This window comes from Parvibaculum sp. (assembly GCF_002684405.1).
Taxonomy (GTDB): domain Bacteria; phylum Pseudomonadota; class Alphaproteobacteria; order Parvibaculales; family Parvibaculaceae; genus Parvibaculum.
This window is the reverse complement of sequence record NZ_NYVD01000086.1, coordinates 1-16,194: the sequence shown is the minus strand read 5'-3', so window position 1 is coordinate 16,194 and position 16,194 is coordinate 1. Positions and strand designations below refer to the sequence as shown.

The window sequence follows — 16,194 nt, the reverse complement described above, 5'->3', positions numbered from 1 at the left end:
AGGCGGCCTGATGTCTATGGCGAAATCGAGCCAAGCGAGCCTCACAGCATAACGCCAGGGAGCGGAATCATGGCAGATATTCCCTTCGACAAACGCGACGGCTACATCTGGTTCAACGGCGAATTGATGCCGTGGTCGGACGCCAAGGTGCATGTACTGACGCATGGGATGCACTATGCCAGCAGCGTATTCGAGGGCTGCAGGGCCTATGGCGGCGAGATTTTCAAGCTGCATGAGCATTCGCAGCGTCTGGTCGATTCCGCGCGCATTCTCGGCTTTGAAATTCCCTATACGGTGGACGAGATCGACGAGGCCTGCCGGGCCGAGCTTGCCGCGCAGAAACTGGAAGATGCCTATATTCGTCCGGTGGCCTGGCGCGGCAGCGAGATGATGGGCGTCTCCGCGCAGAAGAACCGCATTAACCTGGCGGTCGCGGCCTGGGAATGGCCGTCCTATTTCGATCCGGAGCAGCGCCAGAAGGGCATTCGCCTCGACATTGCCGAGTACAAGCGGCCCTCGCCGGAGACGGCGCCATCCGATGCGAAGGCGGCGGGTCTCTACATGATCTGCACCATCTCCAAGCATGCCGCCGAGGACAAGGGCTACGCCGACGCGCTGATGTATGATTATCGCGGCTATGTGGCCGAGGCGACGGGCGCCAATGTCTTCTTCGTCAAGGATGGCGTCATTCACACGCCGATCCCCGACTGCTTCCTCGACGGGATCACGCGCCGCACGGTGATCGATCTGGCGAAGGCGCGCGGCATCGAGGTGATCGAGCGCCATATCTTGCCGGAAGAGATGAAGGATTTCTCCGAGTGCTTCATTACCGGCACGGCGGCGGAAGTGACGCCGGTGGGCGAGATCGGCCCGTACAAGTTCACGCCGGGCGAAATCTCCGCCAATCTGTACAAGGATTATATGGCCCTGGTGTATGCGCATCAGGAAAAGGCCAAGGTCGCCAACGGCTGACATGGCCGGAACGGACTGAAGACAGGGCCGCCTTCGGGGCGGCCCTATTTTTTTGTCCAGCGCGCCGCCGCCGTGTCGTCGCTGTCGCGCGCATCCACCCAGTCGCCGCCCGAAGCCGTTTCCTCGCGCTTCCAGAAGGGCGCACGGGTCTTGAGATAGTCCATCAGGAACTCCGCCGCCTCGAAGGCCGCCTGCCGATGGGCGGAAGCGGTGACGACCAGCACGATATTTTCGCCGGGGGCAAGGCGACCGACGCGATGCACGATGAGGCTCGCTTCGAGCGGCCAGCGCTCCTGCGCTTCCCGCTCGATGCGCACGAGTTCCTTCTCGGTCATGCCGGGATAATGTTCCAGTTCCAGCGCCAGGAGATCGCCGGTCTTGTCGCGCACCGTGCCGGAAAAGGTCACGACCGCGCCGATATCGTGGCGGTCTTTCGAAAGTGCGGCCACTTCGGCGCCGATATCGAAATCCTCTGTCTGGACGCGGATCATGGGGCTACCCGCCCGTCACCGGCGGGAAGAAGGCCACTTCCTGCGCGCCTGCGATCGATGCATTTAGATCGGCGTGTTCCTGATCGACGGCGCAGCGTATGACTTTCAGATCCTCGAAGGCCGCTTCATAGCCTTCGTCGCGCCGGCGCAGCCAGTCGATCAGGCCGGTGACATCGGTCACCTCCGGCGGCAGCGTCACATCTTCCTCCGCCGTGCCGGTCTTCTGTTTTACCCAGGCGAAGTAAAGAAGCTTCATGGCGCGGCGTCTCCATTGGCCGCGCTCCCGTCGGGGGGCGCCGGTGCGCCGGCAGGGCGTTCCGGCGGGTGCGTATCGTCGATATGCCTCAACCCGGCGCGGAAATAATCATAGCCCGTATAAAGGGTCAGAATGGCCGCGGCCCAAAGCAGGGCGAGGCCCAGTTCGGTAATGCCCGGCACGATATGGTCGCCCGCCGGGCCCAGCAGCAGGAAGGCCAGTGCGATCATCTGGATCGCGGTCTTCCATTTCGCAAGCTGCGTCACCGGCACGCTGACGCGCAGGCCCGCCAGATATTCGCGCAGCCCCGAGACCAGAATTTCCCGGCAGAGAATGATGATCGCCGCCCAGAGCGAATAACCTGCGATCGTGCCCTGCCAGGTCAGCGCCAGCAGCACCACGGCGACCAGCAGCTTGTCGGCGATGGGATCGAGCATCCGGCCCAGATTGGAGGTCTGGTTCCAGGCGCGGGCGAGATAGCCGTCCAGCCAGTCGGTAATGCTCGCGATCGCAAAGAGCGCCAGCGCCGTCCAGTTGCCCGCATCCTCTTCCAGATAAAGGGCGATGACCACGAGGGGCACCAGGAGGATGCGGAAATAGGTCAGCAGGTTCGGAAGATTGGTCGCCATGGTCGTATGGGCTTTTCTTGAGCGCGGCAAAATGCGGTGTCTTCGCCGCGCACTCTATCACCCGGAGCGCATTTGTTGAGGCCGGTTCGCTATTTTCCGGCCGCGTCGCCACTTTCGTGTCCGGCGCTTCCGTTGAAATGGTCGTAAATGGTGCGGGCCAGCGTTTCGGAAATGCCGTCCACCGCCTCCAGATCGGAGATTCCGGCGCGGGAAACGGCCCGTGCCGAACCGAAATGGCGCAGAAGTGCGCGTTTGCGGCCCGGGCCGACGCCCGGGATCTCGTCCAGCGGATTGTTGCCGATGGCCTTTGACCGTCTGGCGCGGTGGCTGCCGATGGCGAAGCGGTGCGCCTCGTCGCGCAGGCGTTGCAGGTAATAGAGAACCGGGTTGCGGGGCTCCATCATGAAGTCGGGCTTCCCGCGCATGAAGAAGCGTTCCCGGCCCGCATCGCGTTCCGGCCCCTTGGCGACGCCGACGGCGGTTACGCTGTCGATGCCCAGCTCGTCCAGCACTTCCAGGGCGATTTTGAGCTGGCCCGCGCCGCCGTCGATCAGGATGAGGTCGGGCCAGGCGCCGCTGCGGTCCTCGCCTTCTTCCTTTTCGCCTTCCTCCTTGAGCAGCCGGGTGAAGCGCCGCGTCAGCACTTCGCGCATCATGGCGTAATCGTCGCCGCCGAACTCGCCGGCCTCCTGGCCTGCGTTTTTGATGTTGAACTTGCGGTACTGGTTCTTCATGAAGCCTTCGGGGCCGGCGACGATCATGCCACCCACGGCGTTCGAGCCCTGAATATGGCTGTTGTCATAGACTTCGATGCGCTCCGGCGCGCTTTCCATGCCGAAGATTTCCGCGACGCCTTCCAGCAGAGTGCGCTGGGTAGAGCTTTCGGCAAGACGCCGTCCCAGTGCCGAGCGGGCATTGGTCATGGCGTGCTCGACAAGCTCGCGCTTCTCGCCGCGCCGGGGGACGCCGACGGCGACTTTCCGGTCCGCGCGAAGGGTCAGCGCCTGCGCCAGCAGCTCGCGGCCGGGTATGTCATGGCTCAGCAGCACCATGCGCGGGGGCGGGCGGTTTTCGTAAAACTGGGCGAGGAAGGCGTCGAGGACGTCCTCGGGCCCCATTTCCTTGTCGTGGCGCGGAAAATAGGCGCGGTTGCCCCAGTTCTGCCCGGCGCGGAAAAAGAAGACCTGGACGCAGGTTTGGCCGCCTTCCTGATAGGCCGCGAAGACATCCGCCTCGCCCACGGTTTGCGGGTTGATGCCCTGATGCTGCTGGATTTGCGTGAGCGCGCGGATGCGGTCGCGATAGACGGCGGCCGTTTCATAATCCATTTCGGCGGCGGCTTCTTCCATCAGCCGGGCCAGCTCGCCTTGCGTCTTGCGGCTGCGGCCGCGCAGAAAGTCATGCGCCTCCCGCACAAGCTCGGCATAGTCCTCTTTCGAGATTTCACCCGTGCAGGGCGCGGAGCAGCGCTTGATCTGGAAAAGCAGGCAGGGCCGTGTGCGGCTCTCGAATACGCTGTCGGAGCAGGAGCGCAGCAGGAACGCCTTTTGAAGCGCGTTGAGCGTGGCGTTCACCGAACCGGCGCTCGCAAAGGGGCCGAAATAGTCGCCCTTTCGGGAGCGCGCGCCGCGATGCTTCACCACTTGCGGGAAGTCGTGATCGCCCGTTAGCAGGATGTCGGGGAAGGATTTGTCGTCCCGCAGCAGCACATTGTAGCGGGGCTTCAGCCTTTTGATGAGATTGGCTTCGAGGAGCAGCGCCTCGGTCTCCGTCTCCACGGTGATGAATTCCATGGAGGCGGTGGCGAGGATCATGCGGGCGATGCGGTTGGTATGCCCGCCCATTTTTGCGTAGCTCGAGACGCGCTTCTTGAGCGAGCGCGCCTTGCCGACATACAGCACGTCTCCCTTGGCGTCATACATGCGATAGACACCCGGGCTGTCGGGCAGGCGTTTCACCTGATCCGCGATGACCTCGACGCCGGTCCTGGTTTTCTCACCGCCGGAAGGGCTGTCGGGGCCGCTGTTTTCGGTTTCGTCGGTCATGCTGCGCGCAGTCTAGCGGGAGACCCATTTTGGGTCCTTATCTCGTCAACAAGAGCTGTGGATAAGTTTGTGGGTTATTCCTGCAAGGATTAGGTCAACATCCTGTAATCTTTAGGTTTTGTGACAGATGCTGTCACACACTGCGAATCGTAAGCCCTTGAAATAGATAAAACTTTTCGTTTTTTTCAAGGGAGGATGACAGGCGCGGGCGATTTATGGCAGCCGCGGATATGGTTAACGCCGCCCGTCTGCTGCTGTGCAAAATTTATCCGTGTGCGTCGTCACGCCGTACCAAGCCGTTGAATCCATTAGCGCTTTTCGGAGGCCTTTTGAGCGTTGCCGGAGAGCGTGGTTATGGCGAGCGCGCATGCGGTGGAAATCAGGGGTGGGGACGGTGCCGTTCGATCTCCACGCCGACGCCGGCGGCCTCCGGGATTACGGCAAGTTTTTCAACACGCACACGCGCCGTCTGGACGCGCTCGTCTTCCAGGCAGACGGCGGCGATCCGTTCGGCCAGCGTCTCCACAAGGTTGAGATGGCCTTCGTCGACAATGGCCTTGATGCGATCCACTACGGTGGCGTAGCAGACGACATTGTCCAGCGCATCGCCATGCGGGGCTTCGCTCACCGACAAATCCACATTCACGCGGATGGGCTGGGCGCTGCCCAGTTCATGCTTGTAGACGCCGATATGGGCATCCAGCAGCAGGTCGCGCACGAAGACATGCCGCAACCCGCGTTCGGCATCGGCAATCTTCAGCGGCGTTACATTGTCGGGCTTGTTCATTCGGTTCATTCCAGGCTCTTGGGGTCGACGCATTCTCGAGCCGCGAAAGTCTACTCACCTTCGCCGAAAATGCTTAAAGGGCGGTCCGCCTCCCCAACGGGCCTTGATCAGCTCATTTCGCGATTATTCTTTTATGCCTACGACGTCCGGGGTCTCCCAGGCAAGGTGCTGTCCGCCATCAAGGGCAATCATCTGGCCGGTCATGGCGGGCGAGGCGAGGATGAAATGCAGCGCGGCGCAGATTTCCTCCGGCGAGGTGCCCCGGCCGAGGATGGTGCCCTTGACCTGTTTGGCGAAGTCCTCGGGAGACTGACGCGCATTGCGCATGGCCGGTCCCGGCCCGATGCCGTTCACACGAATGCGCGGGGCCAGCGACATCGCCATGACCTGCGTCATGTCCCACAGCGCCATCTTGCTGACTGTATAGGAGAAGAAATGGGGGGTCGGGCGCCGGACGCGCTGGTCGATGAGATTGACGATATTGCCTTCCACGCCGTCGGGAAGCTGCATGGCGAAGCTTTGCGCCAGAAAGGCGGGGGCGCGCAGATTGGTGTCGAGATGCGAGGTCCAGCTTTCTGCCGTCATGCCCGAGGCGGTGTCGTGCTCGAAGAGCGAGGCGTTGTTGACGAGGAGCGTGAGCGGCCCCAGCGCCTCCGCGGCGCGGGGCACCAGCCCGTCCACGTCGCGGGGTGAGGCGAGGTCGCCGGCGAGCGCGGCCGCCCGGCCGCCCGCCGCCTCGATATCGTGCACCACGGACGCCGCTTCGTCGGTCGAATGGTGGCAATGCACCGCCACGTCATAGCCCCGTTCGGCAAGCGATAGCGCCATGGCGCGTCCGAGGCGCCGTGCGCCGCCCGTCACCAGCGCCGTTCCCTTTTTCCCGTCCTGTCCCGTCACTGTAAGATCGTCGTCCCTGTCGCCGGCATGTCCATAAGGGGGAGCGCCGGTACGCTTCCCACCTCGATCGTCAGCCCCAGATAACCCGCATAGAGCAGGATGAACAAGACGCCCGCCAATCGGGTCACCCGGCCGCGCGTCATTACCATGGGGAAGATGCTGGCGCCTGCCAGGATCATGATCCAGAGATAGTAGTAGAGAAATTCGCGCTCTACCGGCAGCGGCGAGATCAGGGCCGTCACGCCCAGAATGGCGAGAATGTTCATGATGTTGGAGCCGACCACATTGCCGACCACCATGTCGTCGTTCCTGCGGATCGCGGCGACCATGGCCGTGGCGAGTTCGGGCAGCGAGGTGCCGATCGCCACCAGCGACAGACCGATCACGGCATCCGATACGCCGAAATAGGAGGCTATTTCGGTGCCGCTGCTGACGATGAGGTTCGCCCCGATGGGCAGGCCGATCACGCCGATGGCGATCATGCCCCAGATAAGGCGGCGCGAGGTCTTGGCGGTGCTGAGTTCGGTATGGGTGACCGCTTCGAGCGTTTCTTCCAGCTCGGTCTCGACCTCCTGCACGCCGGTCACCATGCGATGGACGCGGTCGACCAGTATCGCGCCGCCATTGCGGCGATGGCTGCGCGCATCCCAGCCGGAAAAGAGCAGGTAGGCGGCCAGAAGGCCGATCAGGATCACCCCGTCCCATTTGCCCAGGCTGCCGAACAGGCACAGAAGCACCAGCAGGAAGCTCACGCCCATCATGATGAGGGCGTTCATCGGGATGGAGCGGCCCTGGCATGAAATCGGATAGATCAGGGCGGGGATGCCGAGTACCAGCCAGATATTGGCGATGTTGGACCCGACGACATTGCCCAGCGCCATGCCTTCCGCGCCTTCCAGCGCGGCTTTGACCGACACCAGCAATTCGGGAAGCGAGGTGCCGAGTGCGACGACGGTGAGCGCGATCAGCAAGGGGGAGAGGCCGTAGCGGGCCGCCAGCGCCGTTGCGCCCCGGACCAGAATATCGCCCGAAGCCAGAAGGATCACGAAGCCGAGCAGGAGCAGAAAATAGGTCATGCCGCTCGACATCCTTTCGGGGCGGGCGTGGACGGCATTTCGCCGGGACGCGTCTTTACCTGGCTTGTGGCGATTTCAGAACCCTCCTGCTTTCCCCCATACCCGTTCCATATATGGTGCCGCCGTCCCCCGGGCAACAGCGCCGGGAGCCGGATTGCGCCGGATTCCTGCAAAAAACCGGGCCGGGGAGGCTTTCAAATGCCTCTGGCCGGTGGCGCATTGCGCGCAAGGTTGCGATAGTTCCGGGATGATTGCGGAAAGGGGAAGCGCGCCTTGGACGAGTTGAGTAGCGCAGCGATCGCCGAGGCGGCGGGCAACATCCATGTGCCATATATCAGGGAGGTCATCATCTTCCTGATCGCGGCCGTGATGGTGATGCCGCTGTTCCATTATGTTCGGGCGAGCACGGTTCTCGGCTATCTCGTTATCGGCGCCCTGATCGGACCGCATGGGCTGGCGATCATCCAGAGTTCGGACGGCATTGCCGCGCTGGGCGAGCTGGGCGTGGTCTTTCTGCTTTTCACCATCGGCCTGGAGCTTTCCTGGACGCGCCTGCGCGCCATGCGCACCCTTGTGCTGGGGCTGGGCGGTGCGCAGGTGATGCTGAGCGGGATCGTGCTGACCGGGGTCTTCATGCTGTTCGGCGTGCCGGGGGCGGGCGCGACGGTGATCGGTTTTGCGCTGGCGCTTTCTTCCACGGCCATCGTCACGCAATTGCTGATCGAGCGAGGCGAGTTCGCCTCCCGGTCGGGCCAGATCTCCTTTTCGATCCTGCTGATGCAGGATCTCGCCGTGGTGCCGCTTCTCGTCATGGTGACGATCCTTGCCGATGTGGCAAGCGGCGAGGATGTGAACATCTTCATGCTGGCGCTGTTTGCGACGCTGAAGGCCGTGGTGGCAGTGGCGCTCATCGTGACGGTCGGCCGTTATGTGCTGAGTACCGCCTACCGCTTCATCACCTGGACACGCAATCCGGAGCTCTTTCTCGCCTTGTCGCTGCTCGCGGCCCTGCTTACCGCTGTGGCGACGGGGTCGGCAGGACTTTCCATGGCGTTGGGCGCCTTTCTCGGCGGGCTGCTGCTTTCCGATACCGAGTTCCGCCATCAGGTCGAAAGCGACATTCAGCCCTTCAAGGGCTTGCTGCTGGGGCTCTTTTTCATCTCGGTCGGCGTCGGCATGGATTTCGGCGTGCTGGCCGATAATTACGGCCTCGTCTTCGGCATTCTGGGCGCCTTTCTCGTCATCAAATCGCTCCTAGTCGGCGGGCTGGCGCTGGCTTTCGGCCAGTCGCGCATCTGTTCGGTGCGCGCGGCGCTGCTGCTTGCCTCGGGCGGCGAGTTCGCTTTCGTGGTGATTTCGTCCGCCACCGCCGACGGCGTGGTGTCGGCCAGCGTGGCGCAGCCCGTGCAGCTGGCCACCGCCATCTCCATGGCGCTGACGCCGCTGCTTGCCATGGCGGGGGCGCGGCTCGAGGCATGGCTCGATTCGCAGGCGGGCGAGCGCGAGCGCGACGAGGCCGCGCTGGGCGAACTGACCGGCCATGTCATCGTGGCGGGATATGGCCGGGTGGGGCGCACCATCTCGTCCATGCTGGAGGAGTTGCACATCCCCTATGTCGCGCTTGATCTCGATGTCGCTCGCACGCGGCTCGCCCGGCAGACGGGTGCGCATGTCTATTACGGCGATGCGGGCCGCCCGGAAGTGCTCTCGCGCCTCGGGATCAGCCGCGCGGCTGCCATCGTCGTCACGCTGGACGATGTCGCCGCGGCCAATCGCACGGTCGAGGCGGTGCGGCATCAATGGCCCGGGATCGCGCTTTTCGCCCGGGCGCGCGACAGGGCGCATATGAAGCAGCTTGTCGCCGCCGGGGCGACCCATGTGGTGCATGAGGCGCTGGAAGTCTCGCTTCAGCTTTCAGGCCATGTGATGCGCGCCATCGGTGCGCCGGTGGAGGCGTCCTCCCAGATGATCGAGCGAATCCGCTCCGAAGTAGGCGAGGACGAAAACAACGGTTCGGCCGGATCGCATACGGACAAGTCGCGGTCCGGGAAATAGCCCGTTTTGCGCCGTGGCGTCCCGGAGTTGGACATAAACCCCGTCCGGCCCGGCATTCTGCTCGTTTTTTCATCATTCGACGCGGTATTTCCATCTGGCAGAGGGCTTGCGAGGAGAGGGCAAGCTTCATTTGCGCCGTCCCAGAACGGGACGGATCGGCGCCCGTCAGGGCAGAGCGGAGAGGGAAGAATGAGCAAGCCGAACGAAAGTTCCGCAGGGGCGCTTCAGCCGGGTTTCGGCGTGTCTCCCCGTCCGGTAGCGCGCCGGGGGGCGCCGGTTGCTGCGGGCATGGCACAGCGTATCGCGCATGCGTCGGGCATAAACGTCTATTCCAGTTTTGCGCAGGCCGAAAAGGCGTGGCGCGAGATGGAAGCGGAGGCGGCGGGCACCGCGTTTCAGAGTTTCGACTGGCTGTCGATCTGGCACGAGCATGTGGGACAGCATGAAGGGATCGAACCGGCCATCATGCTCATCTCGCGTGGCGGGCACCCCGTCATGCTGGCGCCTTTCGGCATCGAACGTCATCTGGGGTTGAGCCGTCTCGTCTGGCTGGGCGGAAAGCTTGCCGACTACAAGGCCCCGCTCATTGCGCGCGATTTCTGGACGCTGCTGCCGGAGGGCGGGTTCCCGGTACTGTGGAAGCAGATGAAACGCGCGCTGCCGGCCTTCGATTACATCGTGTTCGAAAACCAGCCGGCCATGCTGGGCGAATTGCGCAATCCCTTTGCCGTCCTGCCCGGGGCCGAGGCGCCGGACGAGGCCTATCTTTTCGATTTGCCGGACAGTTTCGAGGAGCTGACGCACCGCTACCGCGCCGAGACGCGCCGCATGGACCGTTCCAAGCTGCGCAAGCTCGAAGCGCAGGGCGAGGTGACGTTCGAATTTGCGGAATCGCAGGACGAGCTGGTCGAGATGACCGAGGAAATTCTGATGCGCAAGGCCGACCAGCTTGCCGCGCAGGGGATTTCGTCCATCTTCCAGGATCCGGCGCACCGCGCCGCCTGGCGCGCGCTGGCGGCTCTGCCCGAAGAGCGCCGCCTGCTGGAAGTGGCGGTGCTGCGTCTCGACGGCGAGTTCCTGTCGGGCTCCATCAGCCATGTCTGGCATGACCGCTCGACGCTGATGGTCCATACCTATGAGATGGGCAAGCATTCGAAGCTCTCGCCCGGCCGGCTTCACCTGTTGAAGCATCTCCAGTCGAGTATCGACCGTGGGCTGACGGTTTACGATCTGTCCGTCGGCTATCTGCCCTACAAGGCGAGTTTCTGCGACGAGCCGATGCGCATGGTGAACCATATCGCGTCCGCCAGCCTGCAGGGCATGGTGCCGGTGCTTGCCATCAATGGCGGGCTCGCCGCCAAGCGGCGGATCAAGCGCAACCCGAAAGTCTTCGGCACACTGCGCAAGCTCCGCGCAGCGGTGAAGGGCAAGTAGGGGCAGTCCCTCAAAACCCGGCCCTCAACCCGGCCGTTTGTCCCAGGGCTCCAGCGTGCCTGCGATGCGGCGCGGAATGGGATCGTCCAGTTGGGCTGCCGCCGCGGCGCTGATTTCGTGATGGTGCAGCCAGCGCGACGAGCCGTCCTCTTCGATCACGAAGCCGAGGATCACCTGCGCATAGGTCATGTCGGGTTGCGCGGCCAGTGCCTGCGCGCGCGTTTCCGCGATGGAGGGCGAACCGTCCTCCCCGAGCAGGATGGAGCGCGAGCCCATCACTTCCACCAGCAATCCTTGCGGCGCGATCATTGCGTCGAGCGCGGCGCGCATCAGTTCCGCCTTCGGGCGTATCCATGTCAGGGCGACGTCGTAGGGCGCATGCTTTTCAAGCTCGGTGATGAAGCCGGCCGTATCCTCATAATCGAGCGACAGCGGCACCAGCTTGTCGTCGAGTTCCGGCTCGCCGAACAGAAACTCGTCCGCCTTGCGCGCAACGAGCACGGCCTTGTCCGCCCGCGCAATCGCTTCGCGCGCGGCTTCCGCCAGCATGCCCGTCGTGCCGATCAGAAGGGCGGTGGTTTGTTTGTCGGTCATATCCTGCTCATTCCCTCTTGCCACTCCCGGCGGTCGTCATTTGCCGCGTTGTGCGTTCGACCTCGCGGGCCAGCTCGCGCAGCGGCTCCAGATGGGTTGTCGCCACTTCCTGCTCGCTGATGACGGCATGCATGTAGCGCAGGCTCAGACAGGCAAGCACGCGGTCGCCGCGCATAACGGGCACGGCCATGCCGGTTACGCGCTGGCGCGCATCGGACGCGCGTTTCGGCATGCCGCGTTTCATCTGCCGCAAGCCGCCGCTTGTCAGGGCATATCCTCTTCGGCGGATGCCCCGCAATATCTTCTCGAATTCTTCCGGGTTTTTCGCGGGCTGGTCGATGGATCGCCTGGAGCGGCCGAGCCGCGCGACGATGAGCTTGCGTTCCCAGTCCGGGCAGAAGGCAAGATAGGCCTGTCCCAGCGCGCCGAGCAGGAAGGGTGAAGGCGCTTCATAGACCAGCGGGTCGATCGCGACGGGGCTTTCGGCCACTGTGCCGTAGCGCACGATCATCTGGTCGCCATCCACCACGCCGATGAAAAGCGGCCAGCGATATTCTTTCGTGAAGTCGCGCATCAGCGGTTCGGCGGCTTCCACTACCGCGTCGGACAGGCGGAAGCCCCAGGACAGGCGTTGCACGCGGGAGGTGAGGCGGTAGCCCGCACTGCGCGAGAGTTTTTCCACATAGCCCGCTTCGATGAGCTGGTCGAGCAGGCGCACCGCGCTCGATTTCGGCAGCCCGGCGCGTGCTGCAATATCGCCCAGATGCAGCGAATGCGCGGCATTCATTGCTTCCAGCACGCTCAGCGCGCGCGCCACCGGCGCTCTTGTCGCTTCGCTCATTCGGTCGCCTTCCCGAGAGGTCGTTCCGTTCAACGGAATAATGGGACTTATGGCTGACGCTTTCCAGTCCCCCGGGATTAGCCTTGCGGCCAATGGATGCCCGAGTTGGAGGAAACATCATGGCCAAGGCCCAGATCCGGGTCGCCCGCACCGATGAGAAGCGGGACTACAAGACGATCGAAGTCGCGCCGCTGACGCCTGTGCTGGGCGCAGAAGTGGAGGGGCTGGACCTGACGCAGCCGCTCGATGACGAGCAGCTCATGGAAGTAAAACAGGCTTTTGCCGATCATTCCGTGCTCGTCTTCCGCGATCAGGAAATTTCGCGGGAGGACCACAAGCGTTTCGCCGGCTATTTCGGCACGCTGCATACGCATCCCTACCACAAGAAGGGTTCAAAGCCCGGCCATGCGGGGCAGGAAAGCGATCCGAACATCCTGCCGATCATCGCCGACCAGAACTCGCGTTATGTGGCGGGCGAAGGCTGGCATTCCGACGTGACTTGCGACGAGGAGCCGCCTTTCGGTTCCATGCTCTACATCACCGAGACGCCGGAGATCGGCGCCGGCGGCGATACCTGTTTCATCAGCGCCTATGAGGCTTACGAAACGCTGTCGCCCGCGATGAAGGCGTTCCTCGACGGGCTCGACGCGGTGCATGACGGCGCCAAGCCCTATTCGGGCAGCTATGGCATTGCTGCGCCGGAAGGCGGCTGGCCGCGCACGAAGCATCCGGTGATTACGCGCCATCCGGAAACGGGCCGCAAGCTCCTTTACGTCAATCGCGGCTTTACCACGCATATCGACGGGCTCGCCAAAGCGGAAAGCGATGCGCTGCTGGAAATGCTGTGGCGTCACCTGGAGGTCAATCCAGTGTTTCAGTGCCGTGTGCGCTGGACGCCCAACACGCTCACCTTCTGGGACAATCGCTGCGTGCAGCACCATGCCGTGTGGGACTACTACCCCTATTCGCGGCGCGGCGAGCGCGTCTCCATTGTGGGCGGGCGGCCGTCGCGTTAGTCCCCGACGCGTCATGCCCCGCTTCATGCGGGGCATCCACGTCTTTGCGGCAGCACAGCAGCCCGTCGCTCTGGACCCCGGGACGAAGCCCGGGGTGACAATCTTCTATGCCGTTCCTGCTCAATAACGCGAATGTGATTTGCAGCCATCCGGCTCTCTTCCTCTGATGTGACGCACAATTAAGGGGAGGAGACAGGGATGGCTGATTTCTTTTCGGCGCTTCAGGCGGCGCAGGCTTCGCAGGACGCCTATATCGCGGCGCTGCCCTATTGGGTGCAGCTCTGGATGTATTGGATGATGGGCGTGCTGTTTCTCGGCAGCTTCGTCGCGTCCTTTTTCCGGGTGGAAGCGCGCTGGCTTTTCCTCTCTTTCGTGCTCACCATCATCGCCACCATGGCGCTCGGCATGACCGTCGGCTGGAACAAGCTCTGGGGCGCAACGCATCTCGTGCTTTGGACGCCGGTCGTGATCTACTTCTTCAAGCGCTGGCCGCAGATCGAGAAGCGCAGCCTTTACGGCGTCTGGTTCACGCTGGCGCTCGCCACCATGTGCATCTCGCTCGTCTTCGATGCAAAGGATGTCGTGGAATATGTGATGGGGATGTGAAGCGCTTCGTCATGGCCCGGCTTGTCCGGGCCATCCACGTCTTCCTTCATTAAACCACGCCGAGCGGTTCCCTTGCGCCCTCGGGCATTTCCACTCGGATCGTATCGCCCGCGCGGATCGTCCCGCCCGCGCGCACCACGCCCATGATCCCGCATTTGCGGATCGGGTTTCCGTTCGCGTCGCGGCCCAGCACGGCGCGCATCAATCCCGGTGCGATGCCGTCGAGCTGCGTGCAGGGATTGCGCAGCCCCGTCACTTCCACCACCGCTTCATCGCCCAGATGCAACAGCGCGCCGCGGGGCAGGGCGAGGAGGTCGAGCCCCTGAGTGGTGACGTTTTCACCCAGCAGGCCCGGCGTTATGTCGAAGCCTTGTCCGCGCAGCTCGTCGAAGAGTTCCGAATGGATCAGATGCACCTGACGCAGATTGGGCTGCGAGGGGTCGCGCGCCACGCGGGAGCGATGCTTCACCGTCTCCCCCGCATGTGCATCCCCCTCCACACCGAGCCCCGCGATCAGCCGTAGCTCAGTCTCCGATTGCTTGGAGAAGTCATGCACGGGCGAGCGGTGCAGGGCGAGGATGATGGGCATGTGCCTTACGCCTCATAGATCGCGTAGTGCTTCCGCGTTTTCGTCACCACTTCCCATGTGCCCTTGAAGCCCGCCGGGATGACGAAGGCGTCGCCGGCGCGGACGCGGGTTTGGGTGCCTGCCTCGTCAGCGATCACGCTTTCGCCCTCGATGATGTGGCAGAACTCATGCTCGGTATATTCGATCCGCCATTTGCCCGGCTCGCTCTCCCATATGCCTGAGAAGAATTTCCCGTCACCGGATTCATAGACGTTCCAGGTGCTGCTCACCGGCTCGCCTTCCAGCACGCGGGCGGCATCGGGTGCGCCGGTTTCGGGCGTGGCGGCAGTGTTTACGGGGATGAGGGCGGTCATGGCGGGTTCCTGTCTTCGGGCGTCTGCGACAGGTTTCGTTCTCTGCCGCCGTCAATACATTCGCTTGTAGATAATACGGGTAAACCTGAAGCCGCGGAAAGGCGAGAGAACACGATAGGTGATTTCATTATCGGTTGCGTTTTCCACCTGTACCCTCGCACCGTTCACCGAGATTTCCCGGCTGTCCCCTTGGGGGAGATCGAATGAGTAGTATCGCGAAAAATCGCCGGTCTCGCGTCCCGAAAAAAGCCCTGCTTTGCGATGGATGAGCACGCCGTGATAGCGGAAGCGGATATTGTCGCCGTCGCGGCCGCGATAGCTCAGCTCGGCGCGACCGTTGAGCAATGAGCCCGCGGGCTCTTTCTTTTCATAGGGAATGGGGTCGATTGCCATGCCCATGGCGCCGATTTTTGTGAAGTAGTCGACGCGGTTCCCATTGGGTCTGATGCGGTTGAAGGTGCCGTCCCGCTTAGTGTCGAAGAAACAGGCGGAAACTGACAGAGGAAAGATGGGTTCGAGCGAGCAATACATCGGGACGGGTGCACCTGTCATGGCGACGAGTTCCAGCCCCGCCGGTGCATCGAAATGCGTTTCGATGAAGGTGATCTTGTCGTCCGGCAGGTAGGAGCCGCTGACACCTTTCAGAAGCTTCGCCCCGTGGCGCGCGCCTAGTTCTTCCGAATAGATGATGCTGTCTTTCGAGGCCGTCAGGGTCTCGCTTCGTGGCGAGGTTTTCGTGGTCCGGAGTTCGGGCATCACCGTCGGCCCGTTATCCATTTTTGTGCCGATGGCGCATCCGCCGAGTGCGGCGGCAAAAAACAGCGCGCACGCCGCCTTTTGAAATGGCTGCATGACAATCCCCCCCTGTTGGCCCACGACTCAAGAACGCGGACCGTCCCTGCCGTCAGTCTAGAAAGTGTTGGTGACGGGATGCAACAGACAAGACGCACTCCTCCTGCAAAATCGGCCCGCACTCAACCTCGGTAGCTCAAAACTCTTGCGGCCTGTCCTTGAAACGGCTCCAATGAAGAGGAGGGATAGGGGGGAGATTTACAATGAAGTTACAGTCTTTTGTCCTTGCGCTCGCCTTGGGCGTGCTGCTTGCCGCGTGCGGATCTCGCGATCCGTATCAGACAAAATATGTCTATGACGAAACCAATGCGCTTTATCACGAGGTCTCGCTGCGTGATGTCCACTTCGCGCCGAGCGCCGAAGAGGTCTATCCGGTCGAGGGGGAGCGGATGCTGGTGCCGTGGGATCAGACCGAGATGCAGGCCAATGCGAAGAAGTGGCTGCAGCACTATCTGGAACAGAAGCAGCTTGCGGCGGCTTCCGCGGAACAGGCCCGCTACTTTCTCGACGTTGATGTGGAGATGCTGGAGGTCATTGGCGAGCCGAAGGGCATGGCCTACCGGACGCAGTTCGTCTATCACGTCACGCCTGCGGGCGATAAGGACGAGCTCTTTAACAAGAAGCTGGTCGACGGCGGCTACACGCAAAAGCCTGACAATCTGACATGGGGAAACGTCATCGCCGCGGCGGGCGCCGGCCTT

General features: G+C 62.9%; 18 protein-coding genes. 6 read left to right on the top strand and 12 right to left on the bottom strand.

What is annotated here, in order from left to right:
- The first annotated feature begins 69 nt into the window (after nt 1-69).
- A complete protein-coding gene (locus CMI59_RS07550) occupies nt 70-972 on the top strand; it encodes a branched-chain amino acid aminotransferase (RefSeq protein WP_293326828.1) in 903 nt (300 codons plus the stop codon).
- 44 nt (nt 973-1,016) lie between these two features.
- On the opposite strand, the gene moaE is transcribed toward CMI59_RS07550, so the two are convergent.
- The 7 genes from moaE to CMI59_RS07515 form a co-directional block, all read right to left on the bottom strand.
- Nucleotides 1,017-1,463 (bottom strand): molybdopterin synthase catalytic subunit MoaE, encoded by a 447-nt coding sequence (gene moaE, locus CMI59_RS07545; protein WP_293326826.1) that lies wholly within the window; start codon nt 1,461-1,463, stop codon nt 1,017-1,019.
- A 4-nt stretch (nt 1,464-1,467) separates the two neighbouring features.
- Nucleotides 1,468-1,719: a molybdopterin converting factor subunit 1 gene (moaD, locus tag CMI59_RS07540; protein ID WP_293326824.1), complete on the bottom strand. Its 252-nt coding sequence runs from the start codon at nt 1,717-1,719 to the stop codon at nt 1,468-1,470.
- Nucleotides 1,716-2,348, bottom strand: a complete 633-nt coding sequence (pgsA, locus tag CMI59_RS07535) for a CDP-diacylglycerol--glycerol-3-phosphate 3-phosphatidyltransferase (RefSeq protein ID WP_293326822.1) — start codon at nt 2,346-2,348, stop codon at nt 1,716-1,718. Before pgsA ends, moaD begins: the two co-directional genes overlap by 4 nt.
- Nucleotides 2,349-2,437: 89 nt before the next feature.
- Nucleotides 2,438-4,393: an excinuclease ABC subunit UvrC gene (gene uvrC, locus CMI59_RS07530; RefSeq protein ID WP_293326819.1), complete on the bottom strand. Its 1,956-nt coding sequence runs from the start codon at nt 4,391-4,393 to the stop codon at nt 2,438-2,440.
- Between the two features lie 379 nt (nt 4,394-4,772).
- Nucleotides 4,773-5,189, bottom strand: coding sequence for a dihydroneopterin aldolase (gene folB, locus CMI59_RS07525; protein ID WP_293326817.1), 417 nt, complete (start codon nt 5,187-5,189; stop codon nt 4,773-4,775).
- Nucleotides 5,190-5,303: 114 nt separating this feature from the next.
- Nucleotides 5,304-6,077: an SDR family oxidoreductase gene (locus CMI59_RS07520; RefSeq protein ID WP_293326815.1), complete on the bottom strand. Its 774-nt coding sequence runs from the start codon at nt 6,075-6,077 to the stop codon at nt 5,304-5,306.
- The gene (locus tag CMI59_RS07515) at nt 6,074-7,153 is read right to left on the bottom strand and encodes a calcium/sodium antiporter (protein WP_293326813.1); all 1,080 of its coding nucleotides are present in this window, start codon (nt 7,151-7,153) and stop codon (nt 6,074-6,076) included. The genes CMI59_RS07520 and CMI59_RS07515 overlap by 4 nt, the downstream gene beginning before the upstream one ends.
- 273 nt (nt 7,154-7,426) lie before the next feature.
- Here CMI59_RS07515 and CMI59_RS07510 point away from each other — a divergent pair, with 273 nt between their 5' ends.
- Both CMI59_RS07510 and CMI59_RS07505 read left to right on the top strand, forming a co-directional pair.
- Complete coding sequence (locus CMI59_RS07510) at nt 7,427-9,208, top strand: cation:proton antiporter (protein WP_293326811.1); 1,782 nt, start codon at nt 7,427-7,429, stop codon at nt 9,206-9,208.
- A gap of 189 nt (nt 9,209-9,397) precedes the next feature.
- The gene (locus CMI59_RS07505) at nt 9,398-10,642 is read left to right on the top strand and encodes a GNAT family N-acetyltransferase (protein ID WP_293326809.1); all 1,245 of its coding nucleotides are present in this window, start codon (nt 9,398-9,400) and stop codon (nt 10,640-10,642) included.
- Nucleotides 10,643-10,666: 24 nt separating this feature from the next.
- Here CMI59_RS07505 and CMI59_RS07500 read toward each other — a convergent pair whose 3' ends face one another.
- Both CMI59_RS07500 and CMI59_RS07495 read right to left on the bottom strand, forming a co-directional pair.
- Nucleotides 10,667-11,236: a hypothetical protein gene (locus tag CMI59_RS07500; protein WP_293326807.1), complete on the bottom strand. Its 570-nt coding sequence runs from the start codon at nt 11,234-11,236 to the stop codon at nt 10,667-10,669.
- Between the two features lie 7 nt (nt 11,237-11,243).
- Nucleotides 11,244-12,077, bottom strand: coding sequence for a helix-turn-helix domain-containing protein (locus CMI59_RS07495; RefSeq protein WP_293326805.1), 834 nt, complete (start codon nt 12,075-12,077; stop codon nt 11,244-11,246).
- Between the two features lie 119 nt (nt 12,078-12,196).
- Here CMI59_RS07495 and CMI59_RS07490 point away from each other — a divergent pair, with 119 nt between their 5' ends.
- Nucleotides 12,197-13,093 carry a TauD/TfdA family dioxygenase gene (locus CMI59_RS07490; protein ID WP_293326803.1) on the top strand — a complete coding sequence of 299 codons (897 nt, stop codon included), beginning with the start codon at nt 12,197-12,199 and terminating at the stop codon, nt 13,091-13,093.
- Between the two features lie 198 nt (nt 13,094-13,291).
- Nucleotides 13,292-13,699, top strand: coding sequence for a hypothetical protein (locus CMI59_RS07485; protein WP_293326800.1), 408 nt, complete (start codon nt 13,292-13,294; stop codon nt 13,697-13,699).
- Nucleotides 13,700-13,748: 49 nt separating this feature from the next.
- Here CMI59_RS07485 and CMI59_RS07480 read toward each other — a convergent pair whose 3' ends face one another.
- From CMI59_RS07480 to CMI59_RS07470, 3 genes are read right to left on the bottom strand one after another with little or no spacing between them, the layout of a single operon-like run.
- Nucleotides 13,749-14,288 (bottom strand): MOSC domain-containing protein, encoded by a 540-nt coding sequence (locus CMI59_RS07480; RefSeq protein ID WP_293326798.1) that lies wholly within the window; start codon nt 14,286-14,288, stop codon nt 13,749-13,751.
- Between the two features lie 5 nt (nt 14,289-14,293).
- Nucleotides 14,294-14,641 carry a cupin domain-containing protein gene (locus tag CMI59_RS07475; RefSeq protein WP_293326795.1) on the bottom strand — a complete coding sequence of 116 codons (348 nt, stop codon included), beginning with the start codon at nt 14,639-14,641 and terminating at the stop codon, nt 14,294-14,296.
- A 51-nt stretch (nt 14,642-14,692) separates the two neighbouring features.
- On the bottom strand, nt 14,693-15,493 hold the full coding sequence (locus tag CMI59_RS07470) for a hypothetical protein (RefSeq protein WP_293326792.1): 801 nt from the start codon (nt 15,491-15,493) through the stop codon (nt 14,693-14,695).
- 203 nt (nt 15,494-15,696) lie between these two features.
- Between CMI59_RS07470 and CMI59_RS07465 the strand changes: the two genes are divergently transcribed.
- Nucleotides 15,697-16,194: hypothetical protein (locus tag CMI59_RS07465; protein ID WP_293326789.1), on the top strand; the 498-nt coding region annotated here is incomplete at its 3' end.